We start from the raw sequence: 14,460 nt of genomic DNA, 5'->3' as shown, positions 1-14,460 counted from the left end.
ATGATGACCGACGGTAAACGCTCGATATCTGCCGCATTTGCTGAATATCAGCAAAAAATACTGGCAATCAATGCACTGGCAGGAAATGAGCGGGAATAGCTCTCTTTGGATGGCAAATTATAACCAACTGGTTATTTGGTGATGTGACAGGGGTCAAAAATGGGCCCCTTGGGGCCCACCTGGATATCTTTTTGAGTCTGGTTCTCAGTAGCGTTCGCTGACGATGTCCTGGGTGAAGGACTTCTCGCAGTATTTGCACTTCATCCGTACCGCGCCTTTCACCTCGCGCACCCGGAAGTAGCTCTCCACCGGCTCGTTGTGGGAGATGCAGTTGGAGTTGGGGCAGTGGAACACCCCGGCGATGAACTCCGGCAGCTTGAGCTGGTGCTTCTTCACCACTGCGAAGTCTTCGATGATGTTGACGGTTGCCTTGGGGGCGAACAGCGCCAGCTGGTTGGCCTGCTGCTCGGTCAGGCGGGTGTTCTCGATCTTGATGAGATCCTTTTTGCCGAGGGCGCCGGATTTGAGGTTGAAGCCGACGGTGATCCGCTCCTGGGTCTCTACCAGCTGGAACAGCTTGAGGATCTTGATGCCCTGGCCGGCGGGGACGTGGTCGATGACGGAGCCGTGACGGATGGCTTCGACTTGCAGTTGGTTCTTGTCAGACATGATGTTCCCCTTTCCGTTAGACAGTTTCGTTCAGTACCAGAGCCAGCAGTGCCTGGCGCGCATAGACCCCGTTCTCCGCCTGCTGGAAGTAGTAGGCGTGGGGCGTCTTGTCGACCGCGACGTCGATCTCGTCGACGCGGGGCAGGGGATGCAGGATCTTCATGGTGGGCTTGGCCCCTTCCAGGGTGGCCAGTTCCAGCACGAACTTGGCGGCCATGTGCTTGTACTCGGTCTCGTCGAAGCGCTCTTTCTGGACCCGGGTCATGTAGAGGATGTCGAGCTCAGGCATCACCTCTTCCATGGTTTCATGCACGCTGAACTGGATGCCCTTCTCTTCCAGCTCTTCGCAGATGTAGTCCGGCATCGCCAGCGCTTCCGGCGAGATGAAGAAGAAGCGGCAGTTGAACAGGCTGAGGGCCTGAGCCAGCGAGTGCACGGTGCGGCCGTACTTGAGGTCACCGACGAAGGCGACGTTGAGGCCGTCCAGTTTGCCCTGGGTCTCGCGGATGGAGAAGAGGTCGAGCAGGGTCTGGGTCGGATGCTGGTTGGAGCCGTCGCCGCCGTTGATGACCGGCACGCGGGAGAATTCGGAGGCGAGGCGGGCCGCCCCCTCTTTCGGATGACGCATCACCACCGCATCGGTGTAGGAGCCGATGATCTTGATGGAGTCGGCCAGGGTTTCACCCTTCTTGGCACTGGTGTTGCCACCGTCGGCGAAGCCGATGATGTTGCCACCCAGGCGCTGCACCGCGGTCTCGAAGGAGAGGCGGGTGCGGGTAGAGGCTTCGAAGAAGCAGCTGGCGACCAGCTTGTCTTTCAGCAAGCGGGTGTCGGGCTCGGCCTTCAACCGTTGTGCGGTTGAGACTACCAGTTCCATTTCAGACCGGGTCAGGTCCGTGATGGAGATGACATGTTTCTTATAGAGTGGATTGGTCATCGTCTGCATTCCCTTTGACATCAATGAAGGTTTTTCGGGCACAAAAAAAAGCCCCTGAAACAGGGGCTTTTTTTGAAAACAATTGGGGATCTGTGGGTCGGGAACCGGAAACAACGGGGCCGCTCTGGTGCGCTCCACCCGTCTGCAAGGCTGTTTTTTTCATCAAAAACTGCATCGTCCTGTCCTGACCTTTTTTCAAACCGGACAGATTATAGAGTCGCATTTTGAATTGTCAAAAATTTATTTCAAAGGCAAGATTTGCACGGAAAAACGTTTAAGTGCTGCGAACAGGTCGGCAAACCCACACCTGATGCTGGGGCTGCAGTGGCTCGTCATCATGCACCATGGCGCGCAGATAGCCGAGCCTGTGGTGCCCTTCCAGCAGGCAGTAGGGGTGGGGCAGGGGTTGTCCGTTCGGGTAGCTGTCCCCTGCCGTCGATGCCAGCACTATGATGGGTTCTGGCCAACTCCCTTCACGCAACATCCTCTCCCCGAGCCAGGAGCTGCGCACGTAGCGGTTGCTGCGCAACATCTCGCCCCAGCGTTCGATCACCTCCATATGGCGGGAGTCTATCTGGTCGATGATCCGTGCGGTGGGCCAGCTCTCGCACTCGAACTGATGGCGGGCGAGATCGATAAAGCTCCAGTTGGACTCAAAACCGCGCCAATGGCGATAAATCCACTGGATGAGCACATTTTCGGGAATGAAGGGCACCAGCGGGGCGACCCGTGCCAGATAGTCGGGCAGTGTCTCGGTTTTGCTTTCATCTCTGAAGTTGAGCGGTGCAAGTTGTTGCAGTAACCGGTAATTGAGCATGTGCAGCCCCCTTCTTGCCAGGCCCCAAGCTTAACCCTACCCCCATTGTGGTCAGTTTCCTACCCAAACAAGGCTGTAAATACAGCAGGTTACCCATTGGAGCTGCATAAATTGGCAGGATCTGCTCGTCCTTTGCGCAATCGCACCGAAAGTGAGAAAAAAGCCTTTACCTTTGAAACCCGCTTTGTATACTACGCCTCGTTTGTTGCAGGGGCGTAGTTCCAATTGGTAGAACAGCGGTCTCCAAAACCGATGGTTGCGGGTTCGAGTCCTGCCGCCCCTGCCATTTTCAGAAAAGCCAGCTCATTGAGCTGGCTTTTCGCTTTTCCGGGCCTGCCACTCTCCTTTTGCACATCCCCCTGTGCCGCCTGCTCTCCTGGCCTGGTTGCTCTCCCCATACCCGCATCTCCCAACCGCTAGTCGCTATTGCGCCACTCTGCCCTGTCGTTTCTGGCAATCGTGCTGCCGGGCCCCCTGTGCTACATAACAGGGTCGGTGCCCTGGCATGCCGCTGGCAGGCCGGCACTCAATGCTCAAGCCGTGGATTGTGGGCGTGAACATCAGCTGAGGAGAGCGAACCATGAACAAGGCAGTGGAAACCCGATTGAACAAGTCCCGACCCGGCGGCTGGATCCCCCAGGATGGGGCCCATGTCGAGCGCTGGATCCGGCGGATCAAGCACTACGTGAACCAGCAGCCGAGAGCGCTGGTCCCCCCCATCGCCGAGCTGCGGGATCTGGTCAATGCCGACCCGGCGCTGCATGCCCAGGCCGAGGCCATGTTCAAGGAGGCCTGGCGCCACAAGCACCAGACCCCGCTCGGTCAGCCTGAGGTGCGTTCGTTCGAGGAGTTCCTCGGTCTGCTCAACGGCATCATGACCACGGCCCCCGAGGCCTATCAGGACATCCCCAGCCAGGAACCGTCCGGCCTCATCGGCTTTCCCATCAATGCCCTGCTCGACTGGCCCATGGCCACTCGCTCCGGCTACCAGTTTTTTGCCAATGCCCTGGTCAATCAGCAGTTCAAGAAGATCCTCGACTACTGGGCCCAGTTCCTGCAAAGCCCGGCTTCCCGCTATGTGCTGACCGAGCCGGTAAGCAGGCTGGATCGCGAGACCCTGGTGGTGCCTTGGCTCGGCAAGGCAGCCAAGGCCGAGATGGTGCAGGTGGCGAACGAAGCGGTCGGGGAGGGGCCCAACCCCACGCCGGGCAGTTTCGAGCAGATCTTCGAGTGCGAGCCGGCAGCCGATTACCACGGCTTCGGCTGCTGGGATGACTTCTTCACCCGGCGTTTTCGGGCCGGGGTGCGGCCGGTCTCGGCGCCAACGGATGACAATGTCATCGTCAACGCTTGCGAGTCGGCGCCGCTGCAGGTGCGCAAGGAGGTGAGCCGCAGCGATCAGTTTTGGCTCAAGGGGCAGCCCTATTCGCTGGAGAACATGCTCGATTTTGACGATCTGGCCCCCCGTTTCGAGGGCGGCACCGTCTATCAGGCTTTCCTCAGCGCGCTCAGCTACCACCGCTGGCACAGCCCGGTGAGCGGCACCATCCGCAAGGTGCGCGTCATCAACGGCACCTACTATCTGGAGAACCAGTTCGAAGGCTTTGCCGACCCGCAGGGGGCGGATCCCAGCGCCCCCAACAACTCCCAGCCGTTCCTCACCTCGGTGGCGACCCGGGCACTCATCTTCATCGAGGCGGACAACCCCAAAATCGGTCTGATGTGCGTGGTACCGGTGGGGATGGCCGAGGTGTCGAGCTGCGAGATCACGGTGCAGGCGGGGGATCGGGTGAAGAAGGGGGATCAGCTCGGCATGTTCCACTTCGGCGGCTCCACCCACTGTCTGCTGTTTCGCCCCGGCGTCAGGCTGGAGTTCGACTTCCATGGCCAGACCCCAGGGCTGGATGCGACCAATATGCGGCTCAATACCGCCATCGCCCGGGTCAAGTAGCTCTGCCGGGCAGAGTATGGGAGGCCGCCTGCGGGCGGCCTTGTTGCATTCAGGCCTGCTGCCGGAGGAGCAGATCCAGATAGGCGCCTTCTATCAGCCGGGAGGGCTCAACTCCAAGCTGCGCCATGAGGTCGTTGGCTTCCTGCATCCCCGCCTCAAGCGGCTCGTCCTCCTCCAGCACCACCTCCAGTTCGAGGAAGTGGCCGAGCCCCTGCACCCGATCGAGGTGGATCCGGGTTCTGCCGACCAGCAACAGGGTGCGCTTCTTCTGCACCCTGCCGATCTGGCCACAGGCCAGGCTGAGGGTCTCCCGCAGGCGATCCGGTTCATGTGTCGGGGTCAGCTGATAGAAGCTCTCCTTGGGGCCTTGTTGATCGGCGCGGCGGTAGAAGATGAGCTCGCCGGCCGAGGGAGAAAAGGTTCGCAGCTTCAGACGACCGGCGTCACAGCGAAAGAAGGTGTCATCCTGCTCGATCTCGACGGGGCCCTGATCGGCGATGGCGAGTGCCTTGGGGAGCAGGTCATCTATCCGCTCTATGCTGGCTTTGATCTCGATATTTCGGGGCATGGCAGGGTTATCCATCAGGGTTTGAAGGAGTCCAACCTAGCACGGATTGCGTCCTGCATAGCCATTTGTCGAGACGGATATCGGCCGAAGAGTGGGTGGTTTTTCGTGAGCTGTGGCACAACCTGTTGCCGAGTCATGATAAATCGACAGGATTCACTAAAGTCTGTTCAGCATGTGGCCGATAGCCTTGATTAAACAAGGGTCTCTCCCTGGCCCGTCACAACAACAAGGATCCGTAGTCATGACACTTTCGTTGCGCGGCAAGCTGCTGGCCACCAGTCTGGGGGTGGTGCTGCTGATGGCCTCACTGCTCGGCATCGTTGCTTTTCACACCCTCAAATCCCGCACCATGAGCGCCATCCAGAGCGAGGCGGTCAACTATGGCCACGCCTACTCGGTCGCCATCGGCGACTGGATGGCGGATCGCAAGAACACGGTGCACGCGCTGGTGAACCTGATCGCCGACAACCCGCAGGCCGAGCTGGTGCCGCACCTGAAGCAGGCCTACACCTCGGGTGGCTTCGGGCTCACCTACTTTGGTTCCACCCAGGGGGTGATGACCCGCCAGGACCCCTCCCTCAATACCGGCAACTATGACCCGCGCGAGCGTCCCTGGTATCAGGACGCGGTGAAGGCGGGGCAGCTCATCGTCACCGCCCCCTATGTCAGCGTCACCATGCAGAAGCTGGTGGTCACCCTCTCCGAGCCGGTACGCCATCAGGGCGAGCTGGTCGGCGCCGTGGGGGCCAACCTGGCGCTCGACAAGCTGATCGACGAGGTGCTGGCGATGCAGGTACAGGGGGATGGGTACGCCATGCTGCTCGACAGCAGCGGTCTCATCGTCGGTCACCCCAACAAGGAGCTGGCGCTCAAGCAGATTGCCGAGCTCTCTCCCGACCTGTCGGCGGCCACCTTCCAGCAGTGGGGCCGCGAGAACAACGAGCTGCACGCCGCCACCCTCGACGGGCGCGACGTGTTGCTGGCGGTGCAACCGGTGGCGGGCACCGACTGGCTGCTGGCCATGGTGATGTATCGCGACGTGCTGGAGGCACCGCTCGCCACCCTGCTGTGGCAGCTGGTGGGGCTGACCCTGGTGCTGATGCTGGTGTTCAGCGCCCTGCTCACCGCCATGTTCAAGTATCTGTTTGCCGATCTGGGTCGGGTCGCCGGCGCGCTGCACGACATCGCCCACGGCGAGGGGGACCTCACGGTCCACATCAACACCCGCAGCAAGGATGAGGTGGGTCAGCTGGCGGAGAGCTTCAACCAGTTCGTGGCGCGGCTGCACGGCATCGTCAGCCGACTGCGTGACGTCACCGTCGAGCTGGCGGCCCAGTCCCGCGCCCAGGCGGCCGGGGCCCAGTCCCGCAGTCAGCGGGTGCGCCAGCAGCAGGACGAGATCGTGATGGTGGCGACCGCGGTGACCGAGATGGCCTCCGCCACTCAGGAGATCGCCGGCAACGCCGAGTTTGCCGCCACTACCTCGGGCGATGCGGTCAAGCTGGCGGTATCCGGCCAGTCGCAGGTCGGCCAGAGCCAGCGCAGCATCACCGGGCTGGCAGACGAAGTGGCCGACGCCAGCCAGATCATCGTGGAGCTGGATGCCCATGCCCAGAAGATCAGCGGCATTCTGGCCACCATCAGCGGCATCGCCGAGCAGACCAACCTGCTGGCGCTCAACGCCGCCATCGAAGCGGCCCGGGCCGGCGAGCAGGGGCGCGGCTTTGCGGTGGTGGCGGACGAGGTGCGGGTACTGTCGCGCCGCACCCACGACTCCACCGACGAGATCCAGCAGATGATCGAGACCCTGCAGCAGACCACCCGCCGGGCGGTGGGCGGCATGGAGACCAGTCGCCAGCTGGCGGGTACCAGCGTGGAGGACGCGGAGTCCGCCAACCAGAGCCTGGCGCGGATCAACGAGGCGATCGGTTCCATCAGCGACATGGCGACCCAGATTGCGGCGGCGGCCGAAGAGCAGACCTCGGTCACCAGCGAGATCAGCCGCAACACCGAGAACATCCGCCACGTCTCCCAGGAGCTGGCCGAGCAGGCCAATCAGGAGGCGGCGCAGGCGGCCGAGCTGAAGGGGTTGACCGAGCGGCTGGAGCAGGAGATCGGCCGCTTCCGGCTCTGATCATCGCTCGAACGTCCATGAAAAAGGGCAGCCCGCGGGCTGCCCTTGCTTATTTTACGACAGGCTCAGGGGGTCTGCTTGACCCAGATCAGCTGATCGGTGGCAAAGCCCAGCGATGCTGCCTTGGCGACCAGCGCATCTACTTTGGCCTTGGGCGGATTGGGTGAACGGGCGAGGATCCAGAGGTAGTCGTGGTTGTAGCTGGTCACCAGCGAGAGCTGGTAATCGGGATCCAGTTCGATGACGTTGTAGCCGCCGTAGAAGGGGCCGAAGAAGCTCACCTTGAGCCGTGCCTCGTCCGGTTTGTCGACGAAGTAGGCCTTGCCCTCTGCCTCGCGCCAGCTGCCGTCGCTCTGCTTGCCGCGATTGAGTACCTTGACCCCGCCGTCGTCGCGCAGGCTGTAGGTGGCGCTCACCTGCTCCAGTCCGCGCTCGAAGCTATGGTCGAGGCGGGCTATCTCGTACCAGGTGCCGAGGTAGCGGTCGAGCTGGAAGCCGGTAACGGGGCGGATGCCGTCGGCGAGGCCGGTACAGGCCGTCAGCAGGCAGGCGGTGAGCAGGCAAAGCAGTGTACGCATGAACAATTCCTCTCTGGTTATCCCTCTATGATGCGCAGCTGGCCTTCCCGAAAGCGGGAGGCCTGATCCGTCGGCGTGCTGCCGAAGAAGCGCTTGTACTCCCGACTGAACTGGGAGTTGCTCTCGTAGCCGACCCTGGCCGCCGCGGTGCCCGCCTTGATGCCGTCGTGCAGCATCATCATCCGCGCCTTGTGGAGGCGAAACGACTTGATGTACTGCAGTGGCGAGGTGGCGGTGACCGCCTTGAAGTGGTGGTGGAAGGCGGAGACGCTCATGTTCACCTCCCGCGCCAGCTCCTCCATGGTCAGGTTGTCGGCGAAACGCTGCTCTATCATACGCAGCACCCGGGCGATCTGGCCCACATGGTTGTGGCGATTGGCGAGCGCCTGCAACGCCGGGCCGCCCCCCTCGTGCAGGGCGTAGAACAGCATCTCCCGCACCGTCTGTGGCCCCAGCACCCGGGCGTGGTGGGGCTTGTCCATCAGATCGATCAGCCGCTCGGCGGCGCAGAACATGGCCTCCGACAGGGGCACCGAATGCACGCCGCTCTTTTGCGGAGCGGGGGCGGGCAGGGCATCCCCCAGCTCCAGCAACAGCTCCTGCAGGGTCACCAGGTTGATCTCGAGGGAGAAGCCGATGAGGGGCTGCTCGGGGGAGGCGAAGCACTCGCACTCGCAGGGCAGCGGCAGGGTCATCAGCAAGTAGTGGTTGGGGTCGTAGCGAAACACCTGGTCCGCCAGATAGCCCACCTTGTGCCCTTGCAGGATCACTATCATCCGCGGCTGATAGAGCACCGGGGTGCGGCCGTGGTATTCGGTGGTGTAGATGAGGCTCACCTGATCCACCGGCGAGGGAGTGATGCCGGGTGCGGTGACGTGGCGAGCCAGCTTGGCGGCGAGGTCGGTGTAGCGTGTCTGCATGGGGTGCTCTTGAAGTCTGTTCTGGCTGCTTTGTAGAAATAGGCAAAGAACTAGCAGGATGTTGTCTTGATGGTATTGGTTGTCTGGAGAAAAATGCAATCACATTTTTGCGGCCTGGCCGCCAGAGACTAAAAAGGCAATGTCGATGAACAACTTCACCCTGCATACCCCGACCAAGATCCTGTTCGGCAAGGGCCAGGTCGCCCAGCTGCGTGCCCAACTGCCACACGACGCCCGCATCCTCATCACCTACGGTGGCGGCAGCGTGGTGCGCAGCGGCCTGCTGGCCCAGATCCGCAGCGAACTGGCCGGCATGACCCTGTTTGAATTCGGCGGCATCGAGCCCAACCCCACCTACGAGACCCTGATGGGGGCGGTCGAGCTGGCCCGCGCCGAGCGGGTCGACTTCCTGCTGGCCGTCGGCGGCGGCTCCGTGCTCGACGGCACCAAGTTCATCGCCGCGGCCGCCCACTACGATCCGGCCCGGGATCCCTGGCACATCCTCGAGACCGTGGGCAACGAAGTGCGCTCCGCCATCCCGCTCGGCGCCGTGCTGACCCTGCCGGCCACCGGTTCCGAGATGAACATGGGCGCCGTGGTGACCCGGCGCAGCAGCGGCGACAAGGTGCACTTCTTCTCGCCCTTCGTGATGCCGTGCTTTGCCGTGCTCGACCCCGTGCTCACCTACACCCTGCCGGCCCGTCAGGTGGCCAACGGGGTGGTGGATGCCTTCGTGCACATCCTGGAGCAGTACCTCACCTACCCGGTCAACGCCAAGGTGCAGGATCGCTTCGCCGAGGGCCTGCTGCTGACCCTGCTGGAAGAGGGCCCCAAGGCACTGGTGGAACCGGAAAACTACGAGGTGCGCGCCAACATCATGTGGAGTGCCACCCTGGCGCTGAACGGCCTGATCGGAGCCGGTGTACCGCAGGACTGGGCCACCCACATGCTGGGCCACGAGATCACCGCCCTGCACGGCCTCGACCACGCCCAGACCCTGGCGGTGGTGCTGCCGGCCCTGCTGCAGGCCAAGCGCCAGCAGAAACACGCCAAGCTGCTGCAATACGCCGAGCGGGTGTGGGGTCTGCGCAGTGGCAGCGAGGCTGAGCGCATCGACGGCGCCATCGCCGCCACCCGCGACTTCTTCGAGCGGATGGGGATCAAGACCCGGCTGCGGGATTACGGCGTGGCGGACGCAGGAATTGATACCCTGCTCGGCAAGCTGGCGGAACACGGTATGACCGCCATCGGCGAGCACGGCGATATCGACCTGGTGCAGAGCCAGCATATTTATGAGGCGGCCTGGTAAACCGGGCGCACCGGTCAGTCACCATCGAAACGATTAAATAACAGGGGCCGGATCCGCCTATTTGGCGGGTAGACGGCCCCTTGTCTGTTACAAAACAGTTACTTTTTTCGTTTTCGGCCTGATATCTGTGATCCGTGCGGATTTCGTAAGAACAAAAAGCGCTAAGATAGAGGGCCGGTAAAACATTTTTTTTGACTGGTTGGATCACTTTTTCCAGCGCTTTTTACTGGTATAAGTCGCTAATTTGGTTTGTTTTTTTAAATCATGGTCCGGGACGGGCTGAATTCTGTACGCGCGCTGCCGGGACTGCGGTTGTAATAAAACTCCAAAATTTGATACTAATCACCTTCGCGCCTGAAAAGCGGGGGCCTGACCATGACAGGAGGTTGAGGTAAAGCCTACTGATTTTCATAACAAAGGGCCCGTGACCTGCACTTTGGTCATGTCTTGTTTCGCCAGAAATGCGACACTGGGCAGCGATTGTTTATTAACCATCAGGGAATAGTCATGCAGATTGGAATACCGAGAGAGAGTCTCGCCGGTGAGACCCGGGTCGCAGCGACCCCGGCCACCGTTGAGCAGCTGAAAAAGCTCGGCTTCGAGGTCGCTATCGAGGCCGGTGCCGGCCTGCTGGCCAGCTTCGATGATGCCGCCTTCGAGGCTGCCGGTGCCAGCGTGGTGCCGAGCGTCTGGCAAGCCGACCTCATCTTCAAGGTCAATGCGCCGACCGATGCCGAGATCGCACAAATTAAAGATGGTGCCACTCTGGTGAGCTTCATCTGGCCCGCCCAGAACCCTGAGCTGGTCAAGAAGCTGTCCGCGCACAACATCAATGTGATGGCGATGGACATGGTGCCGCGGATCTCCCGTGCCCAGTCCCTCGATGCCCTCTCCTCCATGGCCAACATCGGTGGCTATCGCGCCGTCGTTGAAGCCGCGCACCAGTTTGGTCGCTTCTTCACCGGCCAGATCACCGCCGCCGGTAAAGTGCCGCCCGCCAAGGTGCTGGTGATCGGTGCCGGTGTCGCCGGTCTGGCCGCCATCGGTACTGCCGGTTCCCTCGGTGCCATCGTGCGTGCGTTCGATACCCGTCTGGAAGTGGCCGAGCAGATCGAGTCCATGGGTGGTGAATTCCTCAAGCTCGACTTCGGCGGCGAGGATGGCTCCTCCTCCGATGGTTACGCCAAGGTCATGAGCGAAGAGTTCATCGCGGCTGAGATGGCGCTGTTTGCCCAGCAGGCCAAGGAAGTGGACATCATCATCACCACCGCCCTGATCCCGGGCAAGCCGGCACCCAAGCTGATCACCAAAGAGATGGTGGACAGCATGAAACCGGGTTCCGTCATCGTGGACATGGCTGCCCAGGCTGGCGGCAACTGCGAATACACGGTATCGGGTGAACTGCATGTCACCGACAACGGCGTCAAGGTGATCGGTTACACCGATCTGCCGGGTCGTCTGCCTGCCCAATCCTCCCAGCTCTACGGTACCAACCTGGTCAACCTGATGAAGCTGATGTGCAAGGAGAAGGACGGCAACGTCGCCATCGACTTCGAAGACGTGGTGCAGCGCAACATGACGGTGATCCAGGCCGGTGAAGTGACCTTCCCGCCGCCCGCCATCTCCGTCTCTGCCGCCCCGCAGAAGCCGGCCGCCGCCAAACCGGCTGCCAAGAAAGAAGAGGCCAAACCCTCCAACAAGAAGTTCGTGTTCGGTGCCCTCGGCATCGCCGCCTTCGGCTGGGTTGCTGCCGTAGCGCCTGCCGCGTTCCTCTCTCACTTCACCGTATTCATCCTGGCCTGTGTGGTCGGTTACTACGTGGTGTGGAACGTCTCTCACGCCCTGCACACGCCGCTGATGTCGGTCACCAATGCCATCTCCGGCATTATCGTGGTCGGTGCCCTGCTGCAGATTGGGCAAGGGTCGACCCTGGTCACCGCATTGGCCTTCATCGCCGTGCTGATTGCCAGTATCAACATCTTCGGCGGCTTCACCGTCACTCAGCGCATGCTGAAGATGTTCCGTAAGGATTAAGGGGGTTTAACGTGTCTCAAGGACTGGTAACAGCATCCTATATCGTTGCCGCCGTGCTCTTCATCCTCAGTCTCGCGGGACTGTCGAAGCAAGAGACGGCCAAACATGGCAACCTGTTCGGTATCGCGGGGATGGCCATCGCCCTGCTCGCCACCGTATTCAACCCGGAAACCAGTGGCGTTCACTGGATCATCCTGGCCATGGTGATCGGCGGTGCCATCGGCGTGCGTCTGGCGCTCAAGGTCGAGATGACCGAAATGCCCGAGCTGGTGGCCGTGCTGCACAGCTTCGTGGGTATGGCGGCCGTGCTGGTGGGCTTCAACAGCTTCATCGATCTGCACCCGTCTGCTCCGGCTGAAGTGGTGGTCTCTGTCGGTTCCAACCTGGATGCCACTCTGGCCGCAGCCCGCGCCGCCTTCGAACAGGCCAACAGCGTCGCCCAGGTCGAGCACCTGACCGGCGCCATGCTGAACATCCACCTGGTGGAAGTGTTCCTGGGCGTCTTCATCGGTGCGGTGACCTTCACCGGTTCCGTGGTGGCGTTCGGCAAGCTGCGTGGCCTGATCTCTTCCAAGCCGCTGATGCTGCCGCACCGCCACAAGCTGAACCTGCTGGCCGTGGTGGTCTCCATCGCGCTGATGATCCACTTCGTCAACGCCGGTGGCTCCACCTTCGCCCTGCTGGTGATGACCCTGATCGCCTTCGCCTTCGGCTGGCACCTGGTTGCCTCCATCGGCGGCGCCGACATGCCGGTGGTGGTCTCCATGCTGAACTCCTACTCCGGTTGGGCGGCGGCGGCGGCGGGCTTCATGCTCTCCAACGACCTGCTGATCGTCACCGGTGCCCTGGTGGGTTCTTCCGGTGCGATCCTCTCCTACATCATGTGCAAGGCGATGAACCGCTCCTTCATCTCCGTGATCGCCGGTGGCTTCGGCTCCGACGGTGTGGCCTCCACGGCCGACCAGGAGATGGGCGAATACCGCGAGACCAGCGCCGAAGACGTGGCCGAGCTGCTGAAAAACTCCAGCTCCGTCATCATCACCCCGGGCTACGGCATGGCGGTGGCGCAGGCCCAGTATCCGGTTGCCGAAATCACCCAGAAGCTGCGTGACCGCGGCGTCAAGGTGCGCTTCGGTATCCACCCGGTTGCCGGTCGTCTGCCTGGCCACATGAACGTGCTGCTGGCGGAAGCGAAAGTCCCGTACGACATCGTGCTGGAAATGGACGAGATCAACGAAGACTTCAGCGATACCGACACCGTGCTGGTGATCGGTGCCAACGACACCGTCAACCCGGCCGCCATGGAAGATCCGGGCAGCCCCATCGCCGGCATGCCGGTGCTGGAAGTGTGGAAGGCGCAGAACGTCATCGGCTTCAAGCGTTCCATGAACACTGGCTATGCCGGTGTGCAGAACCCGCTGTTCTTCAAAGAGAACACCCAGATGCTGTTCGGCGATGCCAAGGCCAGCGTCGAGGCCATCCTGAAAGCGCTGTAAGCGCTGGAGAGGAAAGCAAAAAGGAGGCTGTGGCCTCCTTTTTTATTACTTACTTTTTGGTATATCCTCAGCCAATGCACAGAGGGAGAGCGCGGCATGGTGTGGCGGAAAGGATGGATCCTGTTTTGTCTCTGGTGGGGGGGCCTGGTGCAGGCCGCCGAGCCGCCGACCCTGACCTTGCTCACTGAACTGTGGCCGCCCTATGTGATGCGCCTCGACGACGGCAGTCTGGGCGGTGCCGATCTTGAGCTGGCCCGCACTGTGCTCAAACGGATGGGCTACCAGACCACGGTCAAGGTGCTGCCCTGGAAGCGGGTGCTGCAGGAGGCCAGGTTCCAGCGCGGCGATGCCGTGGTCGACGTCTTCTTCGAGGAGCGCCGGCTGGAGTGGCTGCACTATCCGGATGAACCCCTATCCCAGAGCGGCGAAGTGATCTTCTTCCCCTTCAGCAAGCCTGTCGACTATCAGAGCCTGGAGAGCCTCAAGGGGCTGCGTATCGGCACCCAGGCAGATTACGCCTATGGCGAGCCCTTCCTGACCTCGGCCCTGTTCACCCGGGTGCCCATGACCGGGGAGAGCAACATGATCAAGCAGCTGCACCTGATGATGGCCGGCCGGCTGGATGCGGTGGTGATGAACCAGATAGTGGGCCGTTACCTGCTCAAGGGGCAGGGTCTGCAGGATCAGATCGGTCACAGCGAGAAGATGGTGACCGAGAGCAACCGCAACTTTCTCGCCTTTACCCATAGGCCCGGCAACGAACGGCTGGCCTATCAGTTCTCCCTCGCCCTCAAGGCCTTCAAGCAGACCCCCGAGTATCAGGCCCTGCTGACCCGCTACGGGCTCTGACCCCGTCTTGAACCGGTTGAACCGGGCCGCTATCGCCTTGTTGTGCGCCTGTTCACATTTTGTGGCACTTCACCGCCAGTGGGGCATAATGCCTGCGCAAAAAGCGAGTCGGCTCAATTTTATTTGAGTCCTATTGCTTTAGCGTTACCAAAAGTTGATCGGATTGCCCAGCGCCGCAGCGGCTCCGATCATAGGCGC

Annotated in this window: 13 protein-coding genes and 1 tRNA gene; 7 read left to right on the top strand and 7 right to left on the bottom strand. The window is 61.6% G+C overall.

The window, feature by feature from the left end; genetic code table 11:
* Nucleotides 1–204: 204 nt before the first annotated feature.
* From pyrI to CK627_RS02685, 4 genes are all read right to left on the bottom strand, one after another.
* Nucleotides 205–669: an aspartate carbamoyltransferase regulatory subunit gene (gene pyrI / locus CK627_RS02695; RefSeq protein WP_005306465.1), complete on the bottom strand. Its 465-nt coding sequence runs from the start codon at nt 667–669 to the stop codon at nt 205–207.
* A gap of 16 nt (nt 670–685) precedes the next feature.
* Nucleotides 686–1,606 (bottom strand): aspartate carbamoyltransferase, encoded by a 921-nt coding sequence (pyrB, locus tag CK627_RS02690; protein WP_005306463.1) that lies wholly within the window; start codon nt 1,604–1,606, stop codon nt 686–688.
* Complete coding sequence (locus tag CK627_RS22465; protein ID WP_139431056.1) at nt 1,587–1,781, bottom strand: hypothetical protein; 195 nt, start codon at nt 1,779–1,781, stop codon at nt 1,587–1,589. The genes pyrB and CK627_RS22465 overlap by 20 nt, the downstream gene beginning before the upstream one ends.
* Before the next feature lie 99 nt (nt 1,782–1,880).
* Nucleotides 1,881–2,423 (bottom strand): hypothetical protein, encoded by a 543-nt coding sequence (locus CK627_RS02685; protein WP_005306461.1) that lies wholly within the window; start codon nt 2,421–2,423, stop codon nt 1,881–1,883.
* 209 nt (nt 2,424–2,632) lie between these two features.
* Between CK627_RS02685 and CK627_RS02680 the strand changes: the two genes are divergently transcribed.
* Both CK627_RS02680 and CK627_RS02675 read left to right on the top strand, forming a co-directional pair.
* A tRNA-Trp gene (locus CK627_RS02680) sits at nt 2,633–2,709 on the top strand.
* A gap of 294 nt (nt 2,710–3,003) precedes the next feature.
* Nucleotides 3,004–4,374 (top strand): phosphatidylserine decarboxylase family protein, encoded by a 1,371-nt coding sequence (locus tag CK627_RS02675; protein ID WP_095591615.1) that lies wholly within the window; start codon nt 3,004–3,006, stop codon nt 4,372–4,374.
* A gap of 49 nt (nt 4,375–4,423) precedes the next feature.
* Here CK627_RS02675 and CK627_RS02670 read toward each other — a convergent pair whose 3' ends face one another.
* Nucleotides 4,424–4,942, bottom strand: coding sequence for a class IV adenylate cyclase (locus CK627_RS02670; protein WP_095591614.1), 519 nt, complete (start codon nt 4,940–4,942; stop codon nt 4,424–4,426).
* Nucleotides 4,943–5,183: 241 nt separating this feature from the next.
* Here CK627_RS02670 and CK627_RS02665 point away from each other — a divergent pair, with 241 nt between their 5' ends.
* Complete coding sequence (locus CK627_RS02665; RefSeq protein ID WP_017779293.1) at nt 5,184–7,076, top strand: methyl-accepting chemotaxis protein; 1,893 nt, start codon at nt 5,184–5,186, stop codon at nt 7,074–7,076.
* Nucleotides 7,077–7,141: 65 nt separating this feature from the next.
* Here CK627_RS02665 and CK627_RS02660 read toward each other — a convergent pair whose 3' ends face one another.
* Together CK627_RS02660 and CK627_RS02655 are read right to left on the bottom strand one after the other, a co-directional pair.
* Nucleotides 7,142–7,654, bottom strand: coding sequence for a lipocalin family protein (locus CK627_RS02660; RefSeq protein ID WP_017787097.1), 513 nt, complete (start codon nt 7,652–7,654; stop codon nt 7,142–7,144).
* Between the two features lie 17 nt (nt 7,655–7,671).
* A complete protein-coding gene (locus tag CK627_RS02655) occupies nt 7,672–8,574 on the bottom strand; it encodes an AraC family transcriptional regulator (protein ID WP_005306451.1) in 903 nt (300 codons plus the stop codon).
* Between the two features lie 145 nt (nt 8,575–8,719).
* Here CK627_RS02655 and yqhD point away from each other — a divergent pair, with 145 nt between their 5' ends.
* From yqhD to CK627_RS02635, 4 genes are all read left to right on the top strand, one after another.
* The gene (gene yqhD, locus CK627_RS02650) at nt 8,720–9,883 is read left to right on the top strand and encodes an alcohol dehydrogenase (RefSeq protein WP_017779296.1); all 1,164 of its coding nucleotides are present in this window, start codon (nt 8,720–8,722) and stop codon (nt 9,881–9,883) included.
* A gap of 507 nt (nt 9,884–10,390) precedes the next feature.
* Nucleotides 10,391–11,917, top strand: coding sequence for a Re/Si-specific NAD(P)(+) transhydrogenase subunit alpha (pntA, locus tag CK627_RS02645; protein WP_095591613.1), 1,527 nt, complete (start codon nt 10,391–10,393; stop codon nt 11,915–11,917).
* A gap of 11 nt (nt 11,918–11,928) precedes the next feature.
* Nucleotides 11,929–13,413 (top strand): Re/Si-specific NAD(P)(+) transhydrogenase subunit beta, encoded by a 1,485-nt coding sequence (gene pntB / locus CK627_RS02640; RefSeq protein WP_005306445.1) that lies wholly within the window; start codon nt 11,929–11,931, stop codon nt 13,411–13,413.
* Between the two features lie 96 nt (nt 13,414–13,509).
* Nucleotides 13,510–14,262 (top strand): substrate-binding periplasmic protein, encoded by a 753-nt coding sequence (locus CK627_RS02635; RefSeq protein WP_095591612.1) that lies wholly within the window; start codon nt 13,510–13,512, stop codon nt 14,260–14,262.
* Nucleotides 14,263–14,460 lie beyond the last annotated feature (198 nt).

The organism is Aeromonas dhakensis (assembly GCF_002285935.1).
Taxonomy (GTDB): domain Bacteria; phylum Pseudomonadota; class Gammaproteobacteria; order Enterobacterales; family Aeromonadaceae; genus Aeromonas; species Aeromonas dhakensis.
This window is presented reverse-complemented; position numbering and strand designations above follow the sequence as displayed.

Excerpts from the sequence above, each read along its gene's own strand:
- pyrI (WP_005306465.1), bottom strand. The coding sequence starts at position 669 with ATGTCTGACAAGAACCAACTGCAAGTCGAAGCCATCCGTCACGGCTCC.
- pyrB (WP_005306463.1), bottom strand. The coding sequence starts at position 1,606 with ATGACCAATCCACTCTATAAGAAACATGTCATCTCCATCACGGACCTG.
- CK627_RS22465 (WP_139431056.1), bottom strand. The coding sequence starts at position 1,781 with ATGCAGTTTTTGATGAAAAAAACAGCCTTGCAGACGGGTGGAGCGCAC.
- CK627_RS02685 (WP_005306461.1), bottom strand. The coding sequence starts at position 2,423 with ATGCTCAATTACCGGTTACTGCAACAACTTGCACCGCTCAACTTCAGA.
- CK627_RS02675 (WP_095591615.1), top strand. The coding sequence starts at position 3,004 with ATGAACAAGGCAGTGGAAACCCGATTGAACAAGTCCCGACCCGGCGGC.
- CK627_RS02670 (WP_095591614.1), bottom strand. The coding sequence starts at position 4,942 with ATGCCCCGAAATATCGAGATCAAAGCCAGCATAGAGCGGATAGATGAC.
- CK627_RS02665 (WP_017779293.1), top strand. The coding sequence starts at position 5,184 with ATGACACTTTCGTTGCGCGGCAAGCTGCTGGCCACCAGTCTGGGGGTG.
- CK627_RS02660 (WP_017787097.1), bottom strand. The coding sequence starts at position 7,654 with ATGCGTACACTGCTTTGCCTGCTCACCGCCTGCCTGCTGACGGCCTGT.
- CK627_RS02655 (WP_005306451.1), bottom strand. The coding sequence starts at position 8,574 with ATGCAGACACGCTACACCGACCTCGCCGCCAAGCTGGCTCGCCACGTC.
- yqhD (WP_017779296.1), top strand. The coding sequence starts at position 8,720 with ATGAACAACTTCACCCTGCATACCCCGACCAAGATCCTGTTCGGCAAG.
- pntA (WP_095591613.1), top strand. The coding sequence starts at position 10,391 with ATGCAGATTGGAATACCGAGAGAGAGTCTCGCCGGTGAGACCCGGGTC.
- CK627_RS02635 (WP_095591612.1), top strand. The coding sequence starts at position 13,510 with ATGGTGTGGCGGAAAGGATGGATCCTGTTTTGTCTCTGGTGGGGGGGC.